Origin of the sequence: Jiangella muralis, from assembly GCF_001270745.1 — a bacterium.
GTDB classification, from domain to species: Bacteria; Actinomycetota; Actinomycetes; order Jiangellales; family Jiangellaceae; genus Jiangella; species Jiangella muralis.
Genome location: NZ_KQ434754.1, coordinates 126,816 through 144,157, shown reverse-complemented (window position 1 = coordinate 144,157; position 17,342 = coordinate 126,816). Strand labels below are relative to the sequence as shown.

The 17,342-nt window shown below is 71.6% G+C and carries 15 protein-coding genes and 2 tRNA genes; 3 read left to right on the top strand and 14 right to left on the bottom strand.

The window, feature by feature from the left end:
• Nucleotides 1–12: 12 nt before the first annotated feature.
• The 3 genes from ACW62_RS08820 to ACW62_RS08810 form a co-directional block, all read right to left on the bottom strand.
• Nucleotides 13–2,853, bottom strand: a complete 2,841-nt coding sequence (locus ACW62_RS08820) for an FAD-binding and (Fe-S)-binding domain-containing protein (RefSeq protein ID WP_053203737.1) — start codon at nt 2,851–2,853, stop codon at nt 13–15.
• Complete coding sequence (locus ACW62_RS33890) at nt 2,850–3,710, bottom strand: fumarylacetoacetate hydrolase family protein (RefSeq protein ID WP_053203736.1); 861 nt, start codon at nt 3,708–3,710, stop codon at nt 2,850–2,852. The genes ACW62_RS08820 and ACW62_RS33890 overlap by 4 nt, the downstream gene beginning before the upstream one ends.
• 69 nt (nt 3,711–3,779) lie before the next feature.
• On the bottom strand, nt 3,780–4,178 hold the full coding sequence (locus tag ACW62_RS08810; protein WP_083459522.1) for a winged helix-turn-helix transcriptional regulator: 399 nt from the start codon (nt 4,176–4,178) through the stop codon (nt 3,780–3,782).
• A gap of 65 nt (nt 4,179–4,243) precedes the next feature.
• Here ACW62_RS08810 and ACW62_RS08805 point away from each other — a divergent pair, with 65 nt between their 5' ends.
• Nucleotides 4,244–6,526: an LLM class flavin-dependent oxidoreductase gene (locus ACW62_RS08805; protein WP_053203735.1), complete on the top strand. Its 2,283-nt coding sequence runs from the start codon at nt 4,244–4,246 to the stop codon at nt 6,524–6,526.
• Nucleotides 6,527–6,529: 3 nt separating this feature from the next.
• Here ACW62_RS08805 and ACW62_RS08800 read toward each other — a convergent pair whose 3' ends face one another.
• On the bottom strand, nt 6,530–7,063 hold the full coding sequence (locus ACW62_RS08800; protein WP_053203734.1) for a phosphotransferase: 534 nt from the start codon (nt 7,061–7,063) through the stop codon (nt 6,530–6,532).
• 273 nt (nt 7,064–7,336) lie between these two features.
• On the opposite strand from ACW62_RS08800, the gene ACW62_RS08795 reads away from it, so the two are divergent.
• Entirely contained in the window at nt 7,337–7,543 is a 207-nt protein-coding gene (locus ACW62_RS08795; protein ID WP_053203733.1) for a hypothetical protein, read from the top strand.
• A 10-nt stretch (nt 7,544–7,553) separates the two neighbouring features.
• On the opposite strand, the gene ACW62_RS08790 is transcribed toward ACW62_RS08795, so the two are convergent.
• The 5 genes from ACW62_RS08790 to ACW62_RS08775 form a co-directional block, all read right to left on the bottom strand.
• Nucleotides 7,554–7,629 (bottom strand) — tRNA-Ala (locus ACW62_RS08790).
• 85 nt (nt 7,630–7,714) lie between these two features.
• Nucleotides 7,715–8,476 (bottom strand): MerR family transcriptional regulator, encoded by a 762-nt coding sequence (locus ACW62_RS08785; RefSeq protein WP_053203732.1) that lies wholly within the window; start codon nt 8,474–8,476, stop codon nt 7,715–7,717.
• 156 nt (nt 8,477–8,632) lie between these two features.
• Nucleotides 8,633–8,773: a DLW-39 family protein gene (locus ACW62_RS34690; protein ID WP_169790490.1), complete on the bottom strand. Its 141-nt coding sequence runs from the start codon at nt 8,771–8,773 to the stop codon at nt 8,633–8,635.
• 83 nt (nt 8,774–8,856) lie between these two features.
• Nucleotides 8,857–9,387, bottom strand: coding sequence for a DUF305 domain-containing protein (locus tag ACW62_RS08780; protein WP_053203731.1), 531 nt, complete (start codon nt 9,385–9,387; stop codon nt 8,857–8,859).
• A gap of 56 nt (nt 9,388–9,443) precedes the next feature.
• Nucleotides 9,444–9,794 carry a DUF6153 family protein gene (locus ACW62_RS08775; protein WP_205629226.1) on the bottom strand — a complete coding sequence of 117 codons (351 nt, stop codon included), beginning with the start codon at nt 9,792–9,794 and terminating at the stop codon, nt 9,444–9,446.
• 88 nt (nt 9,795–9,882) lie between these two features.
• Here ACW62_RS08775 and ACW62_RS08770 point away from each other — a divergent pair, with 88 nt between their 5' ends.
• Nucleotides 9,883–10,485, top strand: coding sequence for a dihydrofolate reductase family protein (locus ACW62_RS08770; RefSeq protein ID WP_053203729.1), 603 nt, complete (start codon nt 9,883–9,885; stop codon nt 10,483–10,485).
• A gap of 92 nt (nt 10,486–10,577) precedes the next feature.
• Here ACW62_RS08770 and ACW62_RS08765 read toward each other — a convergent pair.
• From ACW62_RS08765 to ACW62_RS08745, 5 genes are all read right to left on the bottom strand, one after another.
• Nucleotides 10,578–10,651: transfer RNA gene (locus tag ACW62_RS08765), tRNA-Ile, on the bottom strand.
• Between the two features lie 87 nt (nt 10,652–10,738).
• The gene (locus tag ACW62_RS35745) at nt 10,739–11,785 is read right to left on the bottom strand and encodes a DUF3566 domain-containing protein (protein WP_053203728.1); all 1,047 of its coding nucleotides are present in this window, start codon (nt 11,783–11,785) and stop codon (nt 10,739–10,741) included.
• Nucleotides 11,782–14,253: a DNA gyrase subunit A gene (gene gyrA, locus ACW62_RS08755; protein WP_083459580.1), complete on the bottom strand. Its 2,472-nt coding sequence runs from the start codon at nt 14,251–14,253 to the stop codon at nt 11,782–11,784. The genes ACW62_RS35745 and gyrA overlap by 4 nt, the downstream gene beginning before the upstream one ends.
• Before the next feature lie 203 nt (nt 14,254–14,456).
• On the bottom strand, nt 14,457–16,457 hold the full coding sequence (gene gyrB / locus ACW62_RS08750) for a DNA topoisomerase (ATP-hydrolyzing) subunit B (protein WP_053203726.1): 2,001 nt from the start codon (nt 16,455–16,457) through the stop codon (nt 14,457–14,459).
• Between the two features lie 253 nt (nt 16,458–16,710).
• A complete protein-coding gene (locus ACW62_RS08745) occupies nt 16,711–17,328 on the bottom strand; it encodes a DciA family protein (RefSeq protein ID WP_083459516.1) in 618 nt (205 codons plus the stop codon).
• Between the last annotated feature and the right edge of the window lie 14 nt (nt 17,329–17,342).

The following is a 17,342-nucleotide window of genomic DNA, read 5'->3' as shown; positions in this document are numbered from 1 at the left end:
CTCCCGTCGTCACTACGTTGACGCGCGGCGGGCACCGGATGTGACCGCGCCACGCACCAGCAGCTCGGCGAGGTGCAGGCCGTGCATCCCAGCCAGCTGGTCGGCCTGCGTGCGGCAGGACAACCCGTCGGCCAGCAGGACGGCGCCGGGCGGGGCCGCGCGCAGGGCCGGCAGCAACGCGGTCTCGGCCACCGCGACCGACACGTCGTAGTGGCCGCGCTCCATGCCGAAGTTGCCGGCCAGCCCGCAGCACCCGGCCAGCACGGTGATCGTCGCGCCCAACTCGCGAAGCAGCTCCTGGTCCGGCCCGTACCCCATGACGGAGTGGTGGTGGCAGTGCGGCTGCACCACGACCTCCAGGCCGCCGAGGTCGGGCCGCACCCACGCGTCGTTGCCGGTCAGCAGCTCGGCCAGCGTCACGGTCCCGGCGGCGACGGCGGCCGCGCGCGGGTCGTCCGGCAGCAACTCGACCAGGTCCGATCGCAGCACGGCGGTGCACGACGGCTCCAGCCCGACGATCGGCACGCCCTGCTCGGCGTACGGGGCGAGCGCGGCCGTCAGCGCCGTCAGCTTCGACCGTGCCGCCGTGAGCTGCCCGGTGGTGATCCAGGTGAGCCCGCAACAGACGCCCGGCGGCGGCGTCAGCACCTCGTAGCCGGCCGACTCCAGCAGCTCGACCGCGGCCACCCCGATGGACGGGGACAGCAGGTCGGTGAACGTGTCGACCCACAGCAGTACCCGTGGCCGCTGGTAGGTGGACCCCGCCCCGTGCGGGAGGGCCCCCACCCTACGGGCGGGCACTGACACTCGGCGCTTCGACCAACGGTGGAACGTCATCGGGGCGAACCGGGGGATCGACCGGCGCGGGTCCATGCCGCCCAGCCGCAGCGCGAGCCGCTCGATCGGGCGGACGGAGAGCAGCGCGTTCAGCGGGCGGGCGAACCGCGACGCCGGGCCGGCCCACTGGGGCAGCCGGCCGAGCGTGTAGTGCGTCCACGGCCGCCGGCGACCGGCGTAGGCGCGGTGCAGCACCTCCGACTTGTACGTGGCCATGTCGACACCGGCCGGGCAGTCCGTGCCGCACGCCTTGCAGGACAGGCAGAGGTCGAGCGCCTCGTGCACCTCGGGCGCGCGCCAGTCGCGGGGAACCAGCGAACCGTTCGCCAACTCCTGCAGCACCCGGGCGCGGCCGCGCGTCGACGTCGTCTCGTCGCCGACCGCCACGAACGACGGGCACATGAAGCCGCCGCTGGAGCCGAGGTCGGCCCGGCACTTGCCGACACCGACGCAGCGGTGCAGCGCGTTGGTCACGTCGCCGCCGTCGTGGGTGAACGCGAACCCGTCCGTCGCCGGCAGTGGTGCGGCGGCCGGACGGCGCAGGTCGCGGTCGAGCGGAGCGGGGCGGACGACGACCTCCGGGTTGAGCCGGTCGTCGGGGTCGAACAACGCCTTGAACCGCTCGAAGACGCCGATCATCCGGTCGGAGTACAGGTACGGCAGCAGCTCGCCGCGGGCCCGCCCGTCGCCGTGCTCGCCGGACAGTGAGCCGCCGTAGCCGCCGATCAGCCGTGCGGCGTCGGTCAGCAGCGAGCGCAACGCGGCGCCGCCGGTCTGCAGCGGCAGGTCGACCCGCACGTGCACGCAGCCGTCGCCGAAGTGGCCGTACGGCGAGCCGGCCAGGCCGTGCTCGGTCAGCAGCGCGTCGAGGTCGCGCAGGTACGCGCCGAGGTGCTCGGGCGGCACGGCGGCGTCCTCCAGCCCGGGCCACGCCTGCACGCCGTCGACCGTGCGGCCGGCCAGCCCGGCGCCGTCCTCGCGGATGCGCCAGATCGCGCGCGCCTCCGGCCCGTCCGGCAGCACCCGGACGGCGGTGGCGGCGGCCTCGCGGACGACGGCGTCGGCCCGATCCCGGGTGCCGACCTCGACCAGCAGCCAGCCGTCACCGTCGGGCAGGTCGGGGACGGTGCTCGGGCCGCGGCCGCGACGGACGGTGTCGACGATGCGTCGGTCCAGGCCCTCCATCGCCAGCGGCCGGTGCGTGAGCAGCGCCGGGACCGCGTCGGCGGCCGACGGCATGTCCGGGTAGCCGAGCACGACCAGCACCGGGCTCGGCGGCGTCTCGACCAGCCGCACCGTCGCTCGCAGGACGATGCCGCAGGTGCCCTCGGTGCCGACCAGCGCCTTGGCGAGGTCGTGGCCGTTCTCCGGGAGCAGGTGCTCCAGCGAGTAGCCGGAGATCTGCCGGCTGAACCGGCCCAGCTCAGTGCGGATGACGTCGAGATTGCCGTTGACCAGCGCGGACAGCCCGGGGACGGCGTCGAGGTCGCGGCCCGCGGTGAACCGGCGGCCGGCGCCGTCGAGGACGTCCAGCTCGAGCACGTTGTCGGCGGTGCGGCCGAACGCGAGCGCGCGGGAGCCGCAGGCGTTGTTGCCGATCATGCCGCCGACGGTGCACCGCGACCACGTCGACGGGTCCGGCCCGAACCGCAGCCCATGCGGCGCGGCCGCCCGTTGCAGCGACCCGAGCACGACGCCCGGCTCGACGACGGCGATCCGCGCGTCCGGGTCGACCACGTCGATGCGGTTCAGGTGCGCCGACAGGTCCATGACGATGCCCGGCCCGACGGCGTTGCCGGCCACCGACGTGCCGCCGCCGCGCGCCGTCACCGCGACGCCGTGTTCCCGGGCCACCGCCACGACGCCGGCCACTTCACCGGCGTCACGCGGGAACACCACGGCCTGCGGCACCACCCGGTAGTTCGACGCGTCGGTCGAGTACTCGGCCCGCCGCAGCGCCGAGCCGTCGACCTCGGCGATGCCGTGCGCCCGGAGCGCCGCGACGAGCTGGTTCACCCGGGGCCGACCACGGGGTTGACCAGCGGCTCCAGTCCGGACACCTCGCAGCGGGCCACGTCGCCGGCCGTGACGACCACGGCGCCCGGTGTGCCCGTCGAGATGATGTCGCCGGGGTAGAGCGGCATGACCTTGCTGTGGAAGCTGACCAGGAACGCGGGCGAGAACCGCATGCGCCCGACGACGTTGCTGCGGTGCCGTTCGCCGTTCACGACGGTGCTGACCTCGATGCCGGCGAGGTCGGGGCCGCCCGGCTGGGCGGCGAGCGCCTCGGCCAGCGGCACGATGTGCGGGCCGAAGGAGAAGAAGCCGGGGAAGTTCTTCGAGCGGGTCAGGAAACGCGGGTTGCGCTGCAGGATGTCCTCGGCGGTCTGGTCGAGGACGGCGCACACACCGAACACGTGCTCGAGCGCCGCGTCCTCCTCGACGTTGCGGCAGTAGCGGCCGATGACCAGGCCGACCTCCGCCTCGGCGGTGACGCGCTCGCTCTGCACGGGCAGCGGGATCGGCTCGCCCGGCCCGATGATCGTGTGGTTGCCCTTGAGGAACGACGCCGGCTCGTCCGGCACCACCTCGGCGAGGTCGGCGGCGTGGTCGACATAGTTCAGGCCGATGCCCCAGATCTTCGGCGGGTTCCGGTACGGCGCCGCGTACGTCACCTCGTCCGCGGGCCGGAACGCGCCGCCGTCCGCTGTGGCCGCCGCCTCCTCGACCTCGTCCATGCGCCGGTCCGCGATCAGCGACATGACGTCGCCGGTGAACTCCGGCAGCAGGTCCGCGACCACCGCCACGCCCTTCGTCGGATGCACGACGGCGGCCCGCGGCGCGTCGTCGACGAGGATGGACGCCAGGCGCATGGGGCTCCTTCGAGTCGCGGCCGAGGTGCTCACCCATCGTAGGCAGCGCGGCCGGACGATCGCCGGGGATCAGGCGCGGTGCGTCCGGACCCGCTCCCGCAGCTGCCGCTCGTGATCCTCCACGCCCCAGGCGACCAGCGGCTCGAGCGCGTGCATCAGGCTGCGCCCACGTTCCGTCGGCCGGTACTGCACCAGCACCGGCGTCGACGGCACGACGGTCCGCTCGATCAGGCCCTCCGCCTCGAGCTCCTTGAGCCGCTGGTTCAGCAACCGGTCGGAGATGCCGTGCACCGCCGCGCGGTACTCCACGAACCGCCGCGCCCCGCGGACCCCGGCCAGCATGATGCCGCCGCTCCACTTCTTACCGATGATCTCGAGTTGACCGGTGAAGAGACGGCACTTCTCGTCGTCGATGTGCTCGAACCCGGTCTCCGGCCGGTCCGGCCCGAATCTGGTGTCGATAGCCACTCACTCATAGTAAGTCGCTAACGGGCAGTTGGCCAACGCCCGGCCGATTCCGGAGACTGAGAAGCGTGAACTACGGCCACCGTCTCGAGTTCGGCACCTTCATCACGCCCTCCAACCAGTCACCGCAGGCGCCCGTTCAGCTCGCGCAGCTGAGCGAGCAGCTCGGCTACGACGTCGTGACGTTCCAGGACCACCCGTACCAGCCGGCGTTCCTCGACACGTGGACGCTGCTCACCTGGGTCGCGGCGCAGACGTCGCGGGTGCGGCTGTCGGCGAACGTCCACAGCATCCCGCTGCGCACCCCCGCCGTCCTCGCCCGGGCCGCGGCCAGCCTCGACCTGCTCTCCGACGGACGGGCCGAGCTCGGCCTCGGCGCGGGCGGCTTCTGGGACGCCATCGAGGCGATGGGCGGACGGCGGCTCGCTCCGGGCGAGGCCGTCCAGGCGCTCAGCGAGGCGATCGACGTCATCCGCGCGCTCTGGGACGTCGACGCGCGCGGCGGCGCCCGGGTCGGCGGCGAGTTCTACCGGCTCGACGGCGCCAAGCGCGGCCCGGCGCCGAAGCACCCGATCCCGCTGTGGATCGGCGCGCTGAAGCCGCGCATGCTCCGGCTGATCGGCGAGAAGGGCGACGGCTGGCTGCCCAGCCTGCCGTACCTCGAACCCGGCGACCTCAAGCGCGGCAACGCGATCATCGACGAGGCCGCGCGCGAGGCCGGCCGCGACCCGCGCGAGATCCGCCGGCTGGTGAACCTCGCCGGCCGGTTCGCCTCCTCGCGCACCGGCTTCCTCCAGGGCACCAGCCAGGACTGGGTCGACGACCTGCTGCCGATGGTGGTCGAGGACGGCGTCGGCACCTTCATCGTCATGGGCGACGACCCGCGCACCATGCAGCAGTTCGCCGAGGAGGTCATGCCGGCGCTGCGCGAGGCCGTCGACGACGCCCTGCCGGCCGGCTCGGCCGGGGAACGGATCCGCCCGGCGGCGGCGCTCGCGGCCCGCCGCGACGGCATCGACTACGACGGCGTGCCCGCGGCGCTGCGCGACACCGCCGTCGAGCCCGGCGACCCCGGCTACCGCACGGCCCGCGGCGGCTACCTGCGCGGCGGCGCGCCCGGCCTGGTGCTGCGCCCGTCGACGACGGACGGGGTGGTCGAGGCGCTGGCGTACGCGCGGCGCCACCCCGACCTGCCGCTCGGCGTCCGCAGCGGCGGCCACGGCATCAGCGGCCGGTCGACGAACGACGGCGGTCTGGTCATCGACGTCGGCGGACTGAACGGGATCGAGGTGCTGGACGAGTCGGCGCGGCTGGTGCGCGTCGGAGCCGGCGCACGGTGGGCGGACGTGGCGGCGGCACTGGCTCCGCACGGGTGGGCGTTGTCGTCCGGCGACTACGGCGGGGTCGGGGTGGGCGGGCTGGCGACGGCCGGAGGCATCGGGTACCTGTCCCGGTCGCACGGGCTGACCATCGACCACCTGCGGGCGGCCGAGGTCGTGCTCGCCGACGGGTCCGTCGTCCGGGCCAGCGAGACGGAGCACCCGGACCTGTTCTGGGCCGTCCGTGGCGCCGGCGGCAACGTCGGCATCGTCACGTCCTTCGACTTCGTCGCCGACGAGGTGGGCGACGTCGGCTGGGGCTTCCTCACCCAGGTCCCCGAGGACGTCGCCGACTACCTGGTCCGCTGGGGGTCCGTCGTCGAAAACGCGCCCCGCGACCTCACCAGCTTCCTCGTCATGGGTCCGCCCCGGAACGGCCAGCCGGCGGTCGCGCAGAGCCGCACCGTCGTCGAGTCCGACGACCCCGAGGTCGTGGTGGCGCGGCTGCAGGAGATCGCGTCGATCGCGCCGCTCTACGACCAGGAGGTGACCATCACCTCCTACGCCGGCATCATGCAGAACGCCGCCGCCACCAGCCACGTCGCCACCGGCGAGCCGCTGGCGCACAGCGGCCTCGTCGAGCACCTCACGCCCGAGTTCGCGGCGGCGGCCGCGGCGGCCCTGACCAGCGGCGCGATCTACTTCTTCCAGCTCCGCGCCGTGGGCGGCGCCGTCTCCGACGTCCCGGCCGACGCGACGGCGTATGCGCACCGGTCGGCGAACTTCTCGGTGACGGCGATGGGCGCCGACGTCCGCCGGCTGGGCGAGGCGTGGGCGACGCTGCAGCCGTTCTTCTCCGGCCTGTACCTCAGCTTCGAGACCGACCAGAGCCCCGAGGCGCTGGCCGCGGCCTTCCCGCCGGCGACGCTGGAGCGCCTGCGCGAGATCAAGGACCGCTACGACCCCACCAACGTGTTCCGGCACAACTTCAACGTCGCTCCCAGCGCCACCCCGGCGGCCGTGGCGGGCTGACCGTCAGGGCCGGTGCGCCCACAAGAAGTCGACGTAGCCGGGCGGGACGGCGGCGCCGGTCGCGAGCATCCAGTGCACGCGGCTGGCGCCGACCAGCACCAGCGTCGCCCGGCAGCCCGCCTCGACCTCGGCGCGCGAGACGCCGCCGGCGGCGCCGGCCAGGTAGTCGTCCAGCAGGCCGGTCCGCGCGGCCAGCATGAGGTGCGCGAGGTCGGCCCCGACCGGTGCGGCGCCCAGCGTGCCCCAGTCCAGCGCGACGGTGTCCGGCCCGTCGGCGCGCAGGTTGTCCGGATGGACGTCGCCGTGGGACAGCACGTGCGGCAGCGCGGCCAGCCGGTCCAGCAGCTCATGCAGTCGCGACCACAGCCGCTCGGCCCGCTCATCGGCGTCGACAGCCGACCAGTCGAGCTCGGACACCGCGACCCGCTGCGCCAGCTGGTGACCGCCCAGCCACTCGACGTCGGGCACAGCGGTGCCGGCCTGCCACGCGCCCAGCTGCCGCGCCGCCGTCCGCAGGTCGGCCGGCGTGGCGCCCACGTCCTCCAGGTACGCCGTCGCGCCGACGACGCCATGTCAGCGCGGCGCCCGCAGTCCCGGCCCCGCCGGTAGCAGTCCCGACGCGTACGCCAGCGGCTCGCGCCGCCAGTACGCCCAGTGCCGGGGGTCGGTCGCGCCGTGCCGGTGCCGTCCCGACGTCGGCGGGCGGCCGGCCGGTCAGGCTCAGCAGGACGGAGTCGGGCAGCACCGGGTCACGATAGACCAGTAGTCGCTACTGACGCCCGGTACATTGTCGCCGGATATTCTGCGGGCATGTCCCAGGCTCCAAGCCGGCTGCGCTACCGGGGGCGATGCGTCGACTGCGGCTGGATCGGGCGGCAGTTCATCCGCTACACGACGGCCGACGCCGCGGCGCACGACCACACGGGCGCCCACCAGCACACCACCTTCGTCGCCGACCAGTACGAGATGCGCATCGTCGGCTCGACGGTGCGGCCCGGCGAGACGCGGCGGCTGTAGCCGGCACGGTTGGTGGAGACGAGGGGAATCGAACCCCTAACCCCTGCCTTGCAAAGGCAGTGCTCTGCCAATTGAGCTACGTCCCCGATGGTGCGGAGCGGCCACCACGCCGAGGGCGTGGGGCCGGACCGCGCCGTCAACCCTAGCGTGTCACCGCGTTGTACAGCGAATTCATGCTCGAACCTTGGCGAGACGCGTGTCGGCGTAGGCCCTCATCGCGTCGCGGACGTACTCGGCCAGGGCATCGTCGCCCTGCCCGACGGTCTGGCGGAAGCGGTCGTCGTCGACGTAGAGGTCGGCGAGACCGCGGTAGGACTCGCGGTTCGGGGTCCAGAACAGGCACAGCCACCGGTAGTGCTCGTCGACGACCTCCTGCGCCCGCGGGTCGTCTCCAGGGACGCCGTCAGCACGCAGAGCGGCCAGGGCGGCCAGCACCGAGCCGAATCCCGAACGCGCCCGCTCGGCCTGCTCCGCCGACCAGCCACGCATCCGGACGGTCGCGTCGTCGACAGCGAGGTCGCCCCAGCGGGAGCGCGCCTCCTCTTCGTACGGGTTCTGCTCGAACCCCGCGAACATCGCGTTCGCCGCCATGATCCCTCCCTTCTCGAGGGTGGTCATGGTGGACTCCACGGTCGCGACCAGCTGGTCCAGCCGATCCCGCTCGGCCAGCAGCCAGGCGCGGTGCCGCCGCAACACGTCGACGGCGGCGGCGGCGTCCTGTGCGGCGAGCGCCGCGCCGATGGCCTCCAGCCCGAGACCGAGCTCGCGCAGCAGCAGAATGCGCTGCAACCGCAGCAGTTGCTCCTGCTCGTAGTGGCGCCGACCACCGTCGGCCGTCCACGCCGGCTCGAGCAGCCCGATCGCGTGGTAGTGCCGCAGCGTCCGCGACGTCACCCCGGACGCCCGCGCCACCTCGTTGATCGACCAGCTCATCGTCTGTTCCGTGTGTCCACCGGACCAGAATCTCCGACCCGTCCACGACGGTAACCGTTGACGCTACGTCAACTTCAAGTCGACGGGACAGCGAACGGCCACGGAGACCTCGCCGCGATCGGGCGGAGGGCTCACGTGGCCGTCAGTGTGGGTGGATCAGCGCGGGTCGGCGGGCGGGATCGGATCCGTGGCCTCGGCCCACAGGTCCTGCTCGGCCCGTCCGGACTGGTAACGGCGGTAACCGAGGTACCCCACCACGGCCACGACCGCTCCGAACAGGATCTTCTTGTTGAACACGATGGTCCGCCTCCAGACGGTTCGACTCTCGTGTGAGATTAACGCAGAGATCCCGGCGGCAGCAGGGCGACCTCGGAATCGCGTCACTCCAGCATCCGCTCCATCCGCATGATCTCGGCCTGCTGCGCGTCGACGATCTCCTCGGCCAGCTCGCGCGCCTCCGGATCGACGCCGTCGTCGAGCTGGGTCTCGGCCATGTCGATGGCGCCCTCGTGGTGATCGATCATCATGGTCAGCCACATCCGCTCGAACTCGGCGCCAGTGGCCGCGTCCAGCGCGGCGAGGTCCTCCTCGGTGAGCATGCCGGCCATCTCGTGGGCGTGACCGCCCTCCAGCGGCGGCGGCACGAAGCCCCAGCGGTCGAGCATCGCGGTCATCTGGTCGATCTCCGGCTGCTGGGCGCCGGCGATGGCGGCGGCCAGCTCGACCAGCTCCGGGCTGACGCCGTCGGCCGGAAGCATGGCGGCCATCTCGACGGCCTGGGCGTGGTGCGGGATCATCTGCCGCGCGAAGTCGACGTCCGCTGGGGTGAACTCGTCGCCGTCGCCGGACGAGCCGCAGCCGGCAAGGATGACGAGGGCGAGGGCGGGCAGCGCGAAGCGCCTGCGGTGCATGGGAGCGGTCCCTTCGAGGGTGCGTGGACGGGTGGCCTGGGGAGATGCCCCGGCCGTCAGGTCCGTAGGACGCACAGGGATGTCAGCAGCGCGGCACCGTGCGGGCGAGGCGGCGGACGCGTCCAGTGGGTCCACCCGGCCACGACGGCGTCGCGGGCGCGCCGCGCGACGTCGGGGAGCCGGGCCGGCCGCACCCGGCCGGCCAGCACCAGCACGGCTGCCGTCAGGACGGCCAGGCACAGGTGCGCGAGCCCATGCCCCGACGGCGACGGCTCGCCCTCATGCTCGGCGTGGGCGGCGGCCGCCACCTCATGCCCGTCGGCCTGACCGGCGCCGGCGACGTGGTGCATCAGCACGATGCCGAGCAGCAACGCGGCCAGCACCAGCAGCCGCGACACCGTCCTCACGCGCACCGAGCCTACCGGGATGCCGATGAGTTTTCCTGGCTCGCCCAGTCAGCACCTGAGCATGGACGATCCAGAGTGAGGACGAGGCATGTCTGAAGTATTCCTGACCATGGCAATGTCGCTCGACGGGTTCATCACCGGGCCGGACGACAACGCCGACAACCCCGCGGGCACCCATGGGATGCGGCTGATGAACTGGCTCGGCGGCGGAGCCGAGCCCGGCGCGGAAGGGCACGATGCCATCCGTCCCAAGCATCCCAACAGCCAACTCGTGTTCGACGAGAGCATGGCGACCGGCGCCGTGATCACCGGGAAGCGGACCGGGGACTTCGCCGGCTACTGGGGCGGCGATCACCACCACGGGGTGCCGATCTTCGTGCCGACGCACCAGCCGCCGGCAGAGAACCCGTACGAGCGGGTGCACTACGTCACCGATGGCATCGCCTCCTGTGTGGAACAGGCCAAGCAGGCCGCAGGGGACCGGAACGTGATGATGCACGGCGCCTACACCGGCCAAGAGGCACTGAAGGCCGGTGTCCTCGACATGATCGACATCCAGCTCCGGCCGGTGCTGCTCGGCCAGGGCCGGCGGCTGTTCGATGGGCTCCCAGCCGAGCACACGGAACTCGACCTGGTACGCGCGCTGGAGGACCCCGGCGTGCTGCACCTGCGCTACGTGGTGCGCAAGTAGCTCCGGCTGCCGCGTGTGCGTGCCGCATCCTGGTGCCGCACGCACACGCGAAAGGCCCTACCGATGGTATCGATAGGGCCGCTGAGCTGGGGTGGGCCTAACAGGACTTGAACCTGTGACCTCTTCCTTATCAGGGAAGCGCTCTAACCGTCTGAGCTATAGGCCCGGGGATCTCGCACCGAGTGCGCCGCGCCAGCGTACCTCACCGTCGGCGGCCAACCCAAACCGGCTGACCGCCGCCGCGAGGCCCGGATCAGTCGTCCTCGGCGAGGGTCAGCTCGAGGCCGCCGAGCAGGCTGGCGGAGAGGTTGTACAGGAACGCACCCAGCGTGGCCAGCGCCGTCAGCAGCACGACGTCGACCACCGCGATGAGGGTGGTGAAGCCGAGCACCCGGGACAGTTCGACGTACTGGTTGATGTCGATGCCGGAGTTGCTGTCGGAGGCCGTCATGTCGGTGACGATCTCGTCGATCGAGCTGAACACCCCGGCGGCGTCGAGAACCGACCAGAGCACGGCGACCGCGACGAACATCGTGATGCCGAGCGCCACCGACAGCAGGAACGCCGTCTTCATGACCGACCAGGGGTCGATCCGCAGCAACCGGAGGCGGGCCTTGCGGACCCGGCCGGGACGGCGCGAGCTGGTGGAGCGCGACGTTGCCGCGGCGGCAGCCGACTTGGCCGAGCCGGACGTGCGCGGCGTCGCCGGCGGGATCGCCTCGAGGCTGGTCTGGGTGTCGGCGGGGAGCTCGGACGGCGGCACGGGCGCGGCCGGGACGGGGCCGGGCGGCGTGCCGGGGGCGGCCGGGAACGCCGCCGGAGCGGCGGCGTTCTGCTTGGCCATCAGCGACGGCGGCGGCACCGGCCCGTTCGGCGTGGCGGCCTGGCCACCGTTGGGCGAGCCCGGCCCGGTGGAACGCTTGCCGTTGCCCTGCGGCTGCCCGCCGCGCTGGCCGTTGCCGTTCTGCGGGCCACCGTTCTGGGCCGGCTGCTCGGCCGGCCGGGACCACGGGTTCTGCGTGGCGTCGCCGCCGGAGCGTGGCGTGGTGTCCTCGCGCGAGCGGTTGCGCGTGGCGACGCGGGCGGCAGCCGCACCGCGCGGCTGTTGCCCGCCATCCTGCTGACGGCGGTTGTCGGCCGCGGGTTCGGCGTCGCGCTGCCCGTTGGGCGACCCGTTGTCACCGGGTGCCCCGGGCTTCGCGCCGTTGGCCTGCTGGTCCTGCCGGTCCGCAGGAGGCGCGCTCTTCTTGCGCGCGTCCTGGTTGGACCCCGGACGCCCGGTCGCGCCGCTGCTCGTCACGAGCCATCACCCTCCGCGTCGATCTCGGAGTCCGTCACGTCCTCGACGACCTCCTCCACCGAGTCATCCTCGGCACTGTGCGCGATGGCGACGACCACATCGTCGCCACCGAGCGCAACGTACTTGACTCCCATGGTGTCACGTCCCTTGGCGGGCACGTCCGCCACTGGACTACGCGTCACCCCTCCGGATGCCCGGATAGCGAGCACCTCGTCGCCGTCGCCGACGACCAGGGCACCCACGAGAGAGCCTCTGTCTTCGTTGATCTTCATCGCCTTGATACCCAAACCCCCGCGTCCCTGAACACGATATTCCTCGACAACGGTTCGTTTGGCGAATCCACCATCTGTGACGGTAAAGACGTACGAGTCGGTTCCATCACGCACAACGGACATCGAGAGCAGTTCGTCCCCGTCGCGGAACTTCATGCCGAACACGCCCCCGGTGGCCCGGCCCATGGGCCGCAGCTGCTCGTCGGTGGCGGTGAACCGGATGGCCTGCGCCTTCCGCGACACCAGCAGGATGTCGTCGTCCGCGGTGACCAGCTCGGCGCCGATCAGCTCGTCGTCCTCCTCGCGGAACAGCACCGCGATGACGCCGCCGGAGCGGTTGGAGTCGTACTCGGTGAGCTTGGTCTTCTTCACCATGCCGTGCTTCGTGGCCAGCACGAGGTACGGCGACTGCTCGTAGTCCTTCAGCGTGAGCACCCGGGCGATCTTCTCGTCGGGCTGGAACGCCAGCAGGTTGGCGACGTGCTGGCCCTTGGCGTCGCGCGCCAGCTCGGGCAGCTCGTACGCCTTGGCCCGGTAGACCCGGCCGCGGTTGGTGAAGAACAGCACCCAGTGGTGGGTGGTGGTCACGAAGAACTGGTCGACGATGTCGTCCTCGCGCAGCTGCGCACCCCGCACGCCCTTGCCGCCGCGCTTCTGCGAGCGGTAGAGGTCGGCCTTGGTGCGCTTGGCGTAGCCGCCGCGGGTGATCGTGACGACCACCGGCTCCTCGGGGATGAGGTCCTCGGCGGTCATGTCGCCCTCGGCGGGGATGATGCGGCTGCGCCGGCCGTCGCCGTACTTCTCGACGATCTCGCTCAGCTCCTCGCGGATGATGGTCCGCTTGCGCTGCTCCGAGCCGAGGATGTCCTCGAGGTCGACGATGTCGGCGACGAGGGTGTCATGCTCGTTCTGCAGTTCGTCGCGCGACAGCGCCGTCAGGCGGCGCAGCTGCATGTCGAGAATGGCGCGGGCCTGGAGCTCGTCGATGTCGAGCAGCTGCATCAGGCCGATCTGCGCCTCGTCGGCGTCGGACGAGCGGCGGATCAGCGCGATGACCTCGTCGATGGCGTCGATGGCCTTGAGCAGGCCCAGCACGATGTGCAGCCGCTCGCGCTTCTTGCGTAGCCGGAACTCGGTACGACGGCGGATGACCTCGATCTGGTGCGTGACCCAGTGCCGGACGAAGCCGTCGAGCGGCAGGGTGCGCGGAACGCCGTCGACCAGGGCGACCATGTTGCAGCCGAAGGTGTCCTGCAGCTGCGTGTGCTTGTAGAGGTTGTTGCGGACGACCGAGGCGACGGCGTCGCGCTTGAGCACGACCTCGATGCGCATGCCCGTGCGCGACGACGAGTTGTCCTTGAGGTCGGCGATGCCGGGCACCTTGCCGGTGTCGGCGAGCTCGGCGATCTTGCGCAGCAGGGCGTCGGGGTTGACCTGGTACGGCAGCTCGGTGATGGCCAGGATGGCGCGGCCGCGGCTGTCCTCTTCGACGTCGACGACCGCCCGCATGGTGACCGAGCCGCGGCCGGTGCGGTACGCCTGCTCGATGCCCGTGGTGCCGACGATGAGGGCGCTGGTGGGGAAGTCCGGGCCCTTGATCCGCTCGAGCAGCGCGGTCAGCAGCTGGTCGCTGTCGGCCTCGGGGTTGTCGAGATACCAGTCGACGCCCGCCGCGACCTCGCGCAGGTTGTGCGGCGGGATGTTGGTGGCCATGCCCACGGCGATGCCGCCGGAGCCGTTGACCAGCAGGTTGGGGAACCGCGCCGGCAGGACATTGGGCTCGTCGCTGCGACCGTCGTAGTTGGGCGAGAAGTCGACGGTCTCTTCTTCGATGTCGCGCACCATCTCCATGGCGAGCGGTTCCATGCGGCACTCGGTGTACCGCATGGCGGCCTGCTTGTCGTCGCCGCGCGAACCGAAGTTGCCCTGCCCCTTGACCAGCGGATACCGCATCGACCACCACTGCCCGAGCCGGACCAGGGTGTCGTAGATGGCGGTGTCGCCGTGCGGGTGGTAGTTGCTCATCACCTCGCCGACCACGCGCGAGCACTTGTAGAACCCGCGGTCGGGACGGAAGCCGCCGTCGAACATCGCGTAGAGGACGCGGCGGTGCACCGGCTTGAGGCCGTCGCGGACGTCGGGCAGCGCCCGGCCGACGATGACGGCCATCGCGTAGTCGAGATAACTGCGCTGCATCTCGACCTGCAGGTCGACCGGTTCGATGCGTCCACCGGGCCCGATCGCGTCGCCGGCCGTGGTGATGTCGTTCGTCACGAGTGGTTCCTCCAGGTGCGACCTGCCGGCCGCACATCAGGTATGACGCGCGAGACAGCCTTCCGGTTGTCTGCGACCCCGTTGTGTTTCATGTCCTGCTCGGGTGAGTTCGTCTCGCGCCGGGCTCAGATGTCCAGGAAGCGCACGTCGCGGGCGTTGCGCTGGATGAACTTGCGCCGGCTCTCGACGTCTTCGCCCATGAGAGTCGAGAAGACCTCGTCGGCGTGCGCGGCGTCGTCGAGCGTGGCCCGCAGCAGCAGCCGCTGCGAGGGATCCATGGTGGTCTCCCACAGCTCGTCGTCGTTCATCTCGCCGAGACCCTTGTACCGCTGGATGCCGTTCTCCTTGGGCAGCCGCTTGCCGGCGGCGGTACCGGCCGCGATGAGTGCGTCGCGCTCGCGGTCGGAGTACGCGTACTCGGCGACGCCGTCGCGGCCGGCCCACTTGAGCTTGTAGAGCGGCGGCTGAGCGAGGAACACGTGACCCTGCTCGATGACCGGACGCATGAAGCGGAACAGCAGGGTGAGCAGGAGCGTCACGATGTGCTGGCCGTCGACGTCGGCGTCGGCCATCAGGACCACCTTGTGGTAGCGCAGCCGGTTGAGGTCGAGTTCCTCCTGGACCCCGGTGCCGAGCGCGTTGATGATCGCCTGCACTTCCTGGTTCTGCAGGATGCGGTCGATACGCGCCTTCTCGACGTTGAGGATCTTGCCGCGGATCGGCAGGATCGCCTGCACCCGGGAGTCGCGGCCCTGCTTGGCCGGCCCGCCGGCGGAGTCGCCCTCGACGATGAAGAGCTCGCACTCCTCCGGGTTGGTCGACTGGCAGTCGGCCAGCTTTCCGGGCAGCCCGGCGCCGCCCATGAGCCCCTTGCGGCTGCGGGCGGCGTCGCGCGCCTTGCGGGCGGCGACGCGGGCGATGGCCGCGCTCTGCGCCTTGCGCGCGATCAGCTTGCCCTCGGTGGGGTTCTGCTCGAACCAGGCGCCGAGCTCGTTGTTGACGACCTTCTGGACGAAGCTCTTCGCCTCGGTGTTGCCGAGCTTGGTCTTCGTCTGGCCCTCGAACTGCGGCTCGGCCAGCTTGATGCTGATGATGGCGGTGAGGCCCTCGCGGACGTCCTCGCCGGACAGGTTCGCGTCCTTCTCCTTCAACACGCCCCACTCGCGGGCGAACCGGTTGACCAGTGTGGTCAACGCCGCCCGGAAGCCCTCTTCGTGAGTGCCGCCCTCGTGCGTGTTGATGGTGTTGGCGAACGTGTGCACCGACTCGGTGAACTGGTCGTTCCACTGCATCGCGACTTCGAGGCTCATGGCCTGGCCGTCGCCGTCCTCGGATTCCGCCTCGAAGTCGATGACGGTGCGGTGCACCGGCGACTTGGTGTTGTTCAGGTGCTGGACGTAGTCGACCAGGCCGAGCTCGTACTTGTAGTGGACCTCGCGAGGCGCGGAACTCTGCTCGCTGTCGACGTCTTCGTCGGCGCCGGCGTCGATGCCCTCGGGCCGCTCGTCGCGCAGGACGATGGTCAGGCCCTTGTTCAGGAACGCCATCTCGCGGAAGCGGGTCGACAGCGTCTCGAAGTCGTACTCGGTGGTCTCGAAGATGTCGGGGCTGGCCCAGAACGTCGTGCTGGTCCCGGTGCGGGCGGACTCCTCGTGCCGCTCGAGCGGGGCGTCGGGCACGCCCAGCGAGTACGACTGCGTCCACCGGTAGCCGTCGCGATGGATCTCGAGGTCGATCTTCCGCGAGAGCGCGTTGACGACGGAGACGCCGACGCCGTGCAAGCCGCCGGAGACCTTGTAGCCGCCGCCGCCGAACTTGCCGCCGGCGTGCAGGACCGTCATGACGACCTCGACCGCCGGCCTCTTCTCGACCGCGTGCATGTCGACCGGGATGCCGCGGCCGTTGTCGATGACGCGGACGCCGTCGCCGGGCAGCAGGGCGATCTCGATGAGGTCGCAGACCCCTGCCAGGGCCTCGTCGACGGAGTTGTCGACGACTTCGTAGACCAGGTGGTGCAGACCTCGCTCGCCGGTGGAGCCGATGTACATGCCAGGGCGTTTGCGAACCGCTTCGAGACCTTCGAGTACGGTGATGGCGCTGGCGTCGTAGGACGTAGTGTCCGTCACGAGCGGGGGACCTCCTGCCAAGGATCAGGCCGCACCGCGCCACCTGCAGGCCGCATAAGAGGCCCAGGAGACCGCGCGGCCTGGATGGACACCACTCATTCTACCTTGTGACGACACCAGAATGCGCGTTCTGCGGCCCTGAATGCCCGGTGGAGCCGCGTAGATCGCCTCGCATGTGTCCCCATACCGGCGCCGGGAGCCTCGGCCACGCTGACGGCCGTCTGGCGCCGCGGAGCGGATGGGCGGATTTCGGTCAGCCGTACGTGTCGCGCGGACCGCGTCCGGGCACGCTCCGGGGTCCGCGCCGCCAGCTCGGTGCCTGCGGTCCGCGTACATCGACCCTGGTGACCGAGCCGTCGCCGATGTCGGCGTTGAACCGGCGGACCAGCTCGGCCGCGAACAGCCGGACCTGCGTCGCCCACGCGGTGGAGTCGGCGCGGACCGTCAGCACGCCGTCCTCGTAGTGCTCCGGCTGGACGTGCGCCGCGACCTCCGGCCCGACGATCTGGTCCCAGCGGGCGACGGCGCCGTGTACGGCGATGTCCTCGGCCCAGCCGTGCTCGCCGATCAGCCGGTCGACGGCCGAGCCCACGGCCTGCGGGTCGCGGTCGTCGGAGCCGGGTCCGCTCCAGCCGGCTCCGGGCGCCCGGTAGCGGGACCTCCACTTGTTGCCGCCAGAACGGCCGCTCTTGGGCGACGGTGCCCGGCGGCCCTGGCGCCCGGCCACCTTCGCCCGCGCGAGCAGCGCCTGGGCCAGTTCCTCGCCGTCGGGGTTCCACGTGAAACCATCGGCGGGTCCGACCGGGTCCGTGGCCGGCGCCGGCAGATCGACGCCGGGCGCCGGAACGGTGACATCGTCGTCGTCACTCATGGACCACGGTCACC

Coding starts and splice junctions, on each gene's coding strand:
- ACW62_RS33890 (WP_053203736.1), bottom strand. CDS start 3,710: ATGCGCCTGGCGTCCATCCTCGTCGACGACGCGCCGCGGGCCGCCGTC.
- ACW62_RS08795 (WP_053203733.1), top strand. CDS start 7,337: ATGTCCCAGGCTCCAAGCCGGCTGCGCTACCGGGGGCGATGCGTCGAC.
- ACW62_RS08785 (WP_053203732.1), bottom strand. CDS start 8,476: ATGAGCTGGTCGATCAACGAGGTGGCGCGGGCGTCCGGGGTGACGTCG.
- ACW62_RS08780 (WP_053203731.1), bottom strand. CDS start 9,387: ATGCACCGCAGGCGCTTCGCGCTGCCCGCCCTCGCCCTCGTCATCCTT.
- ACW62_RS08770 (WP_053203729.1), top strand. CDS start 9,883: ATGTCTGAAGTATTCCTGACCATGGCAATGTCGCTCGACGGGTTCATC.
- gyrA (WP_083459580.1), bottom strand. CDS start 14,253: ATGCAGCGCAGTTATCTCGACTACGCGATGGCCGTCATCGTCGGCCGG.
- ACW62_RS08745 (WP_083459516.1), bottom strand. CDS start 17,328: ATGAGTGACGACGACGATGTCACCGTTCCGGCGCCCGGCGTCGATCTG.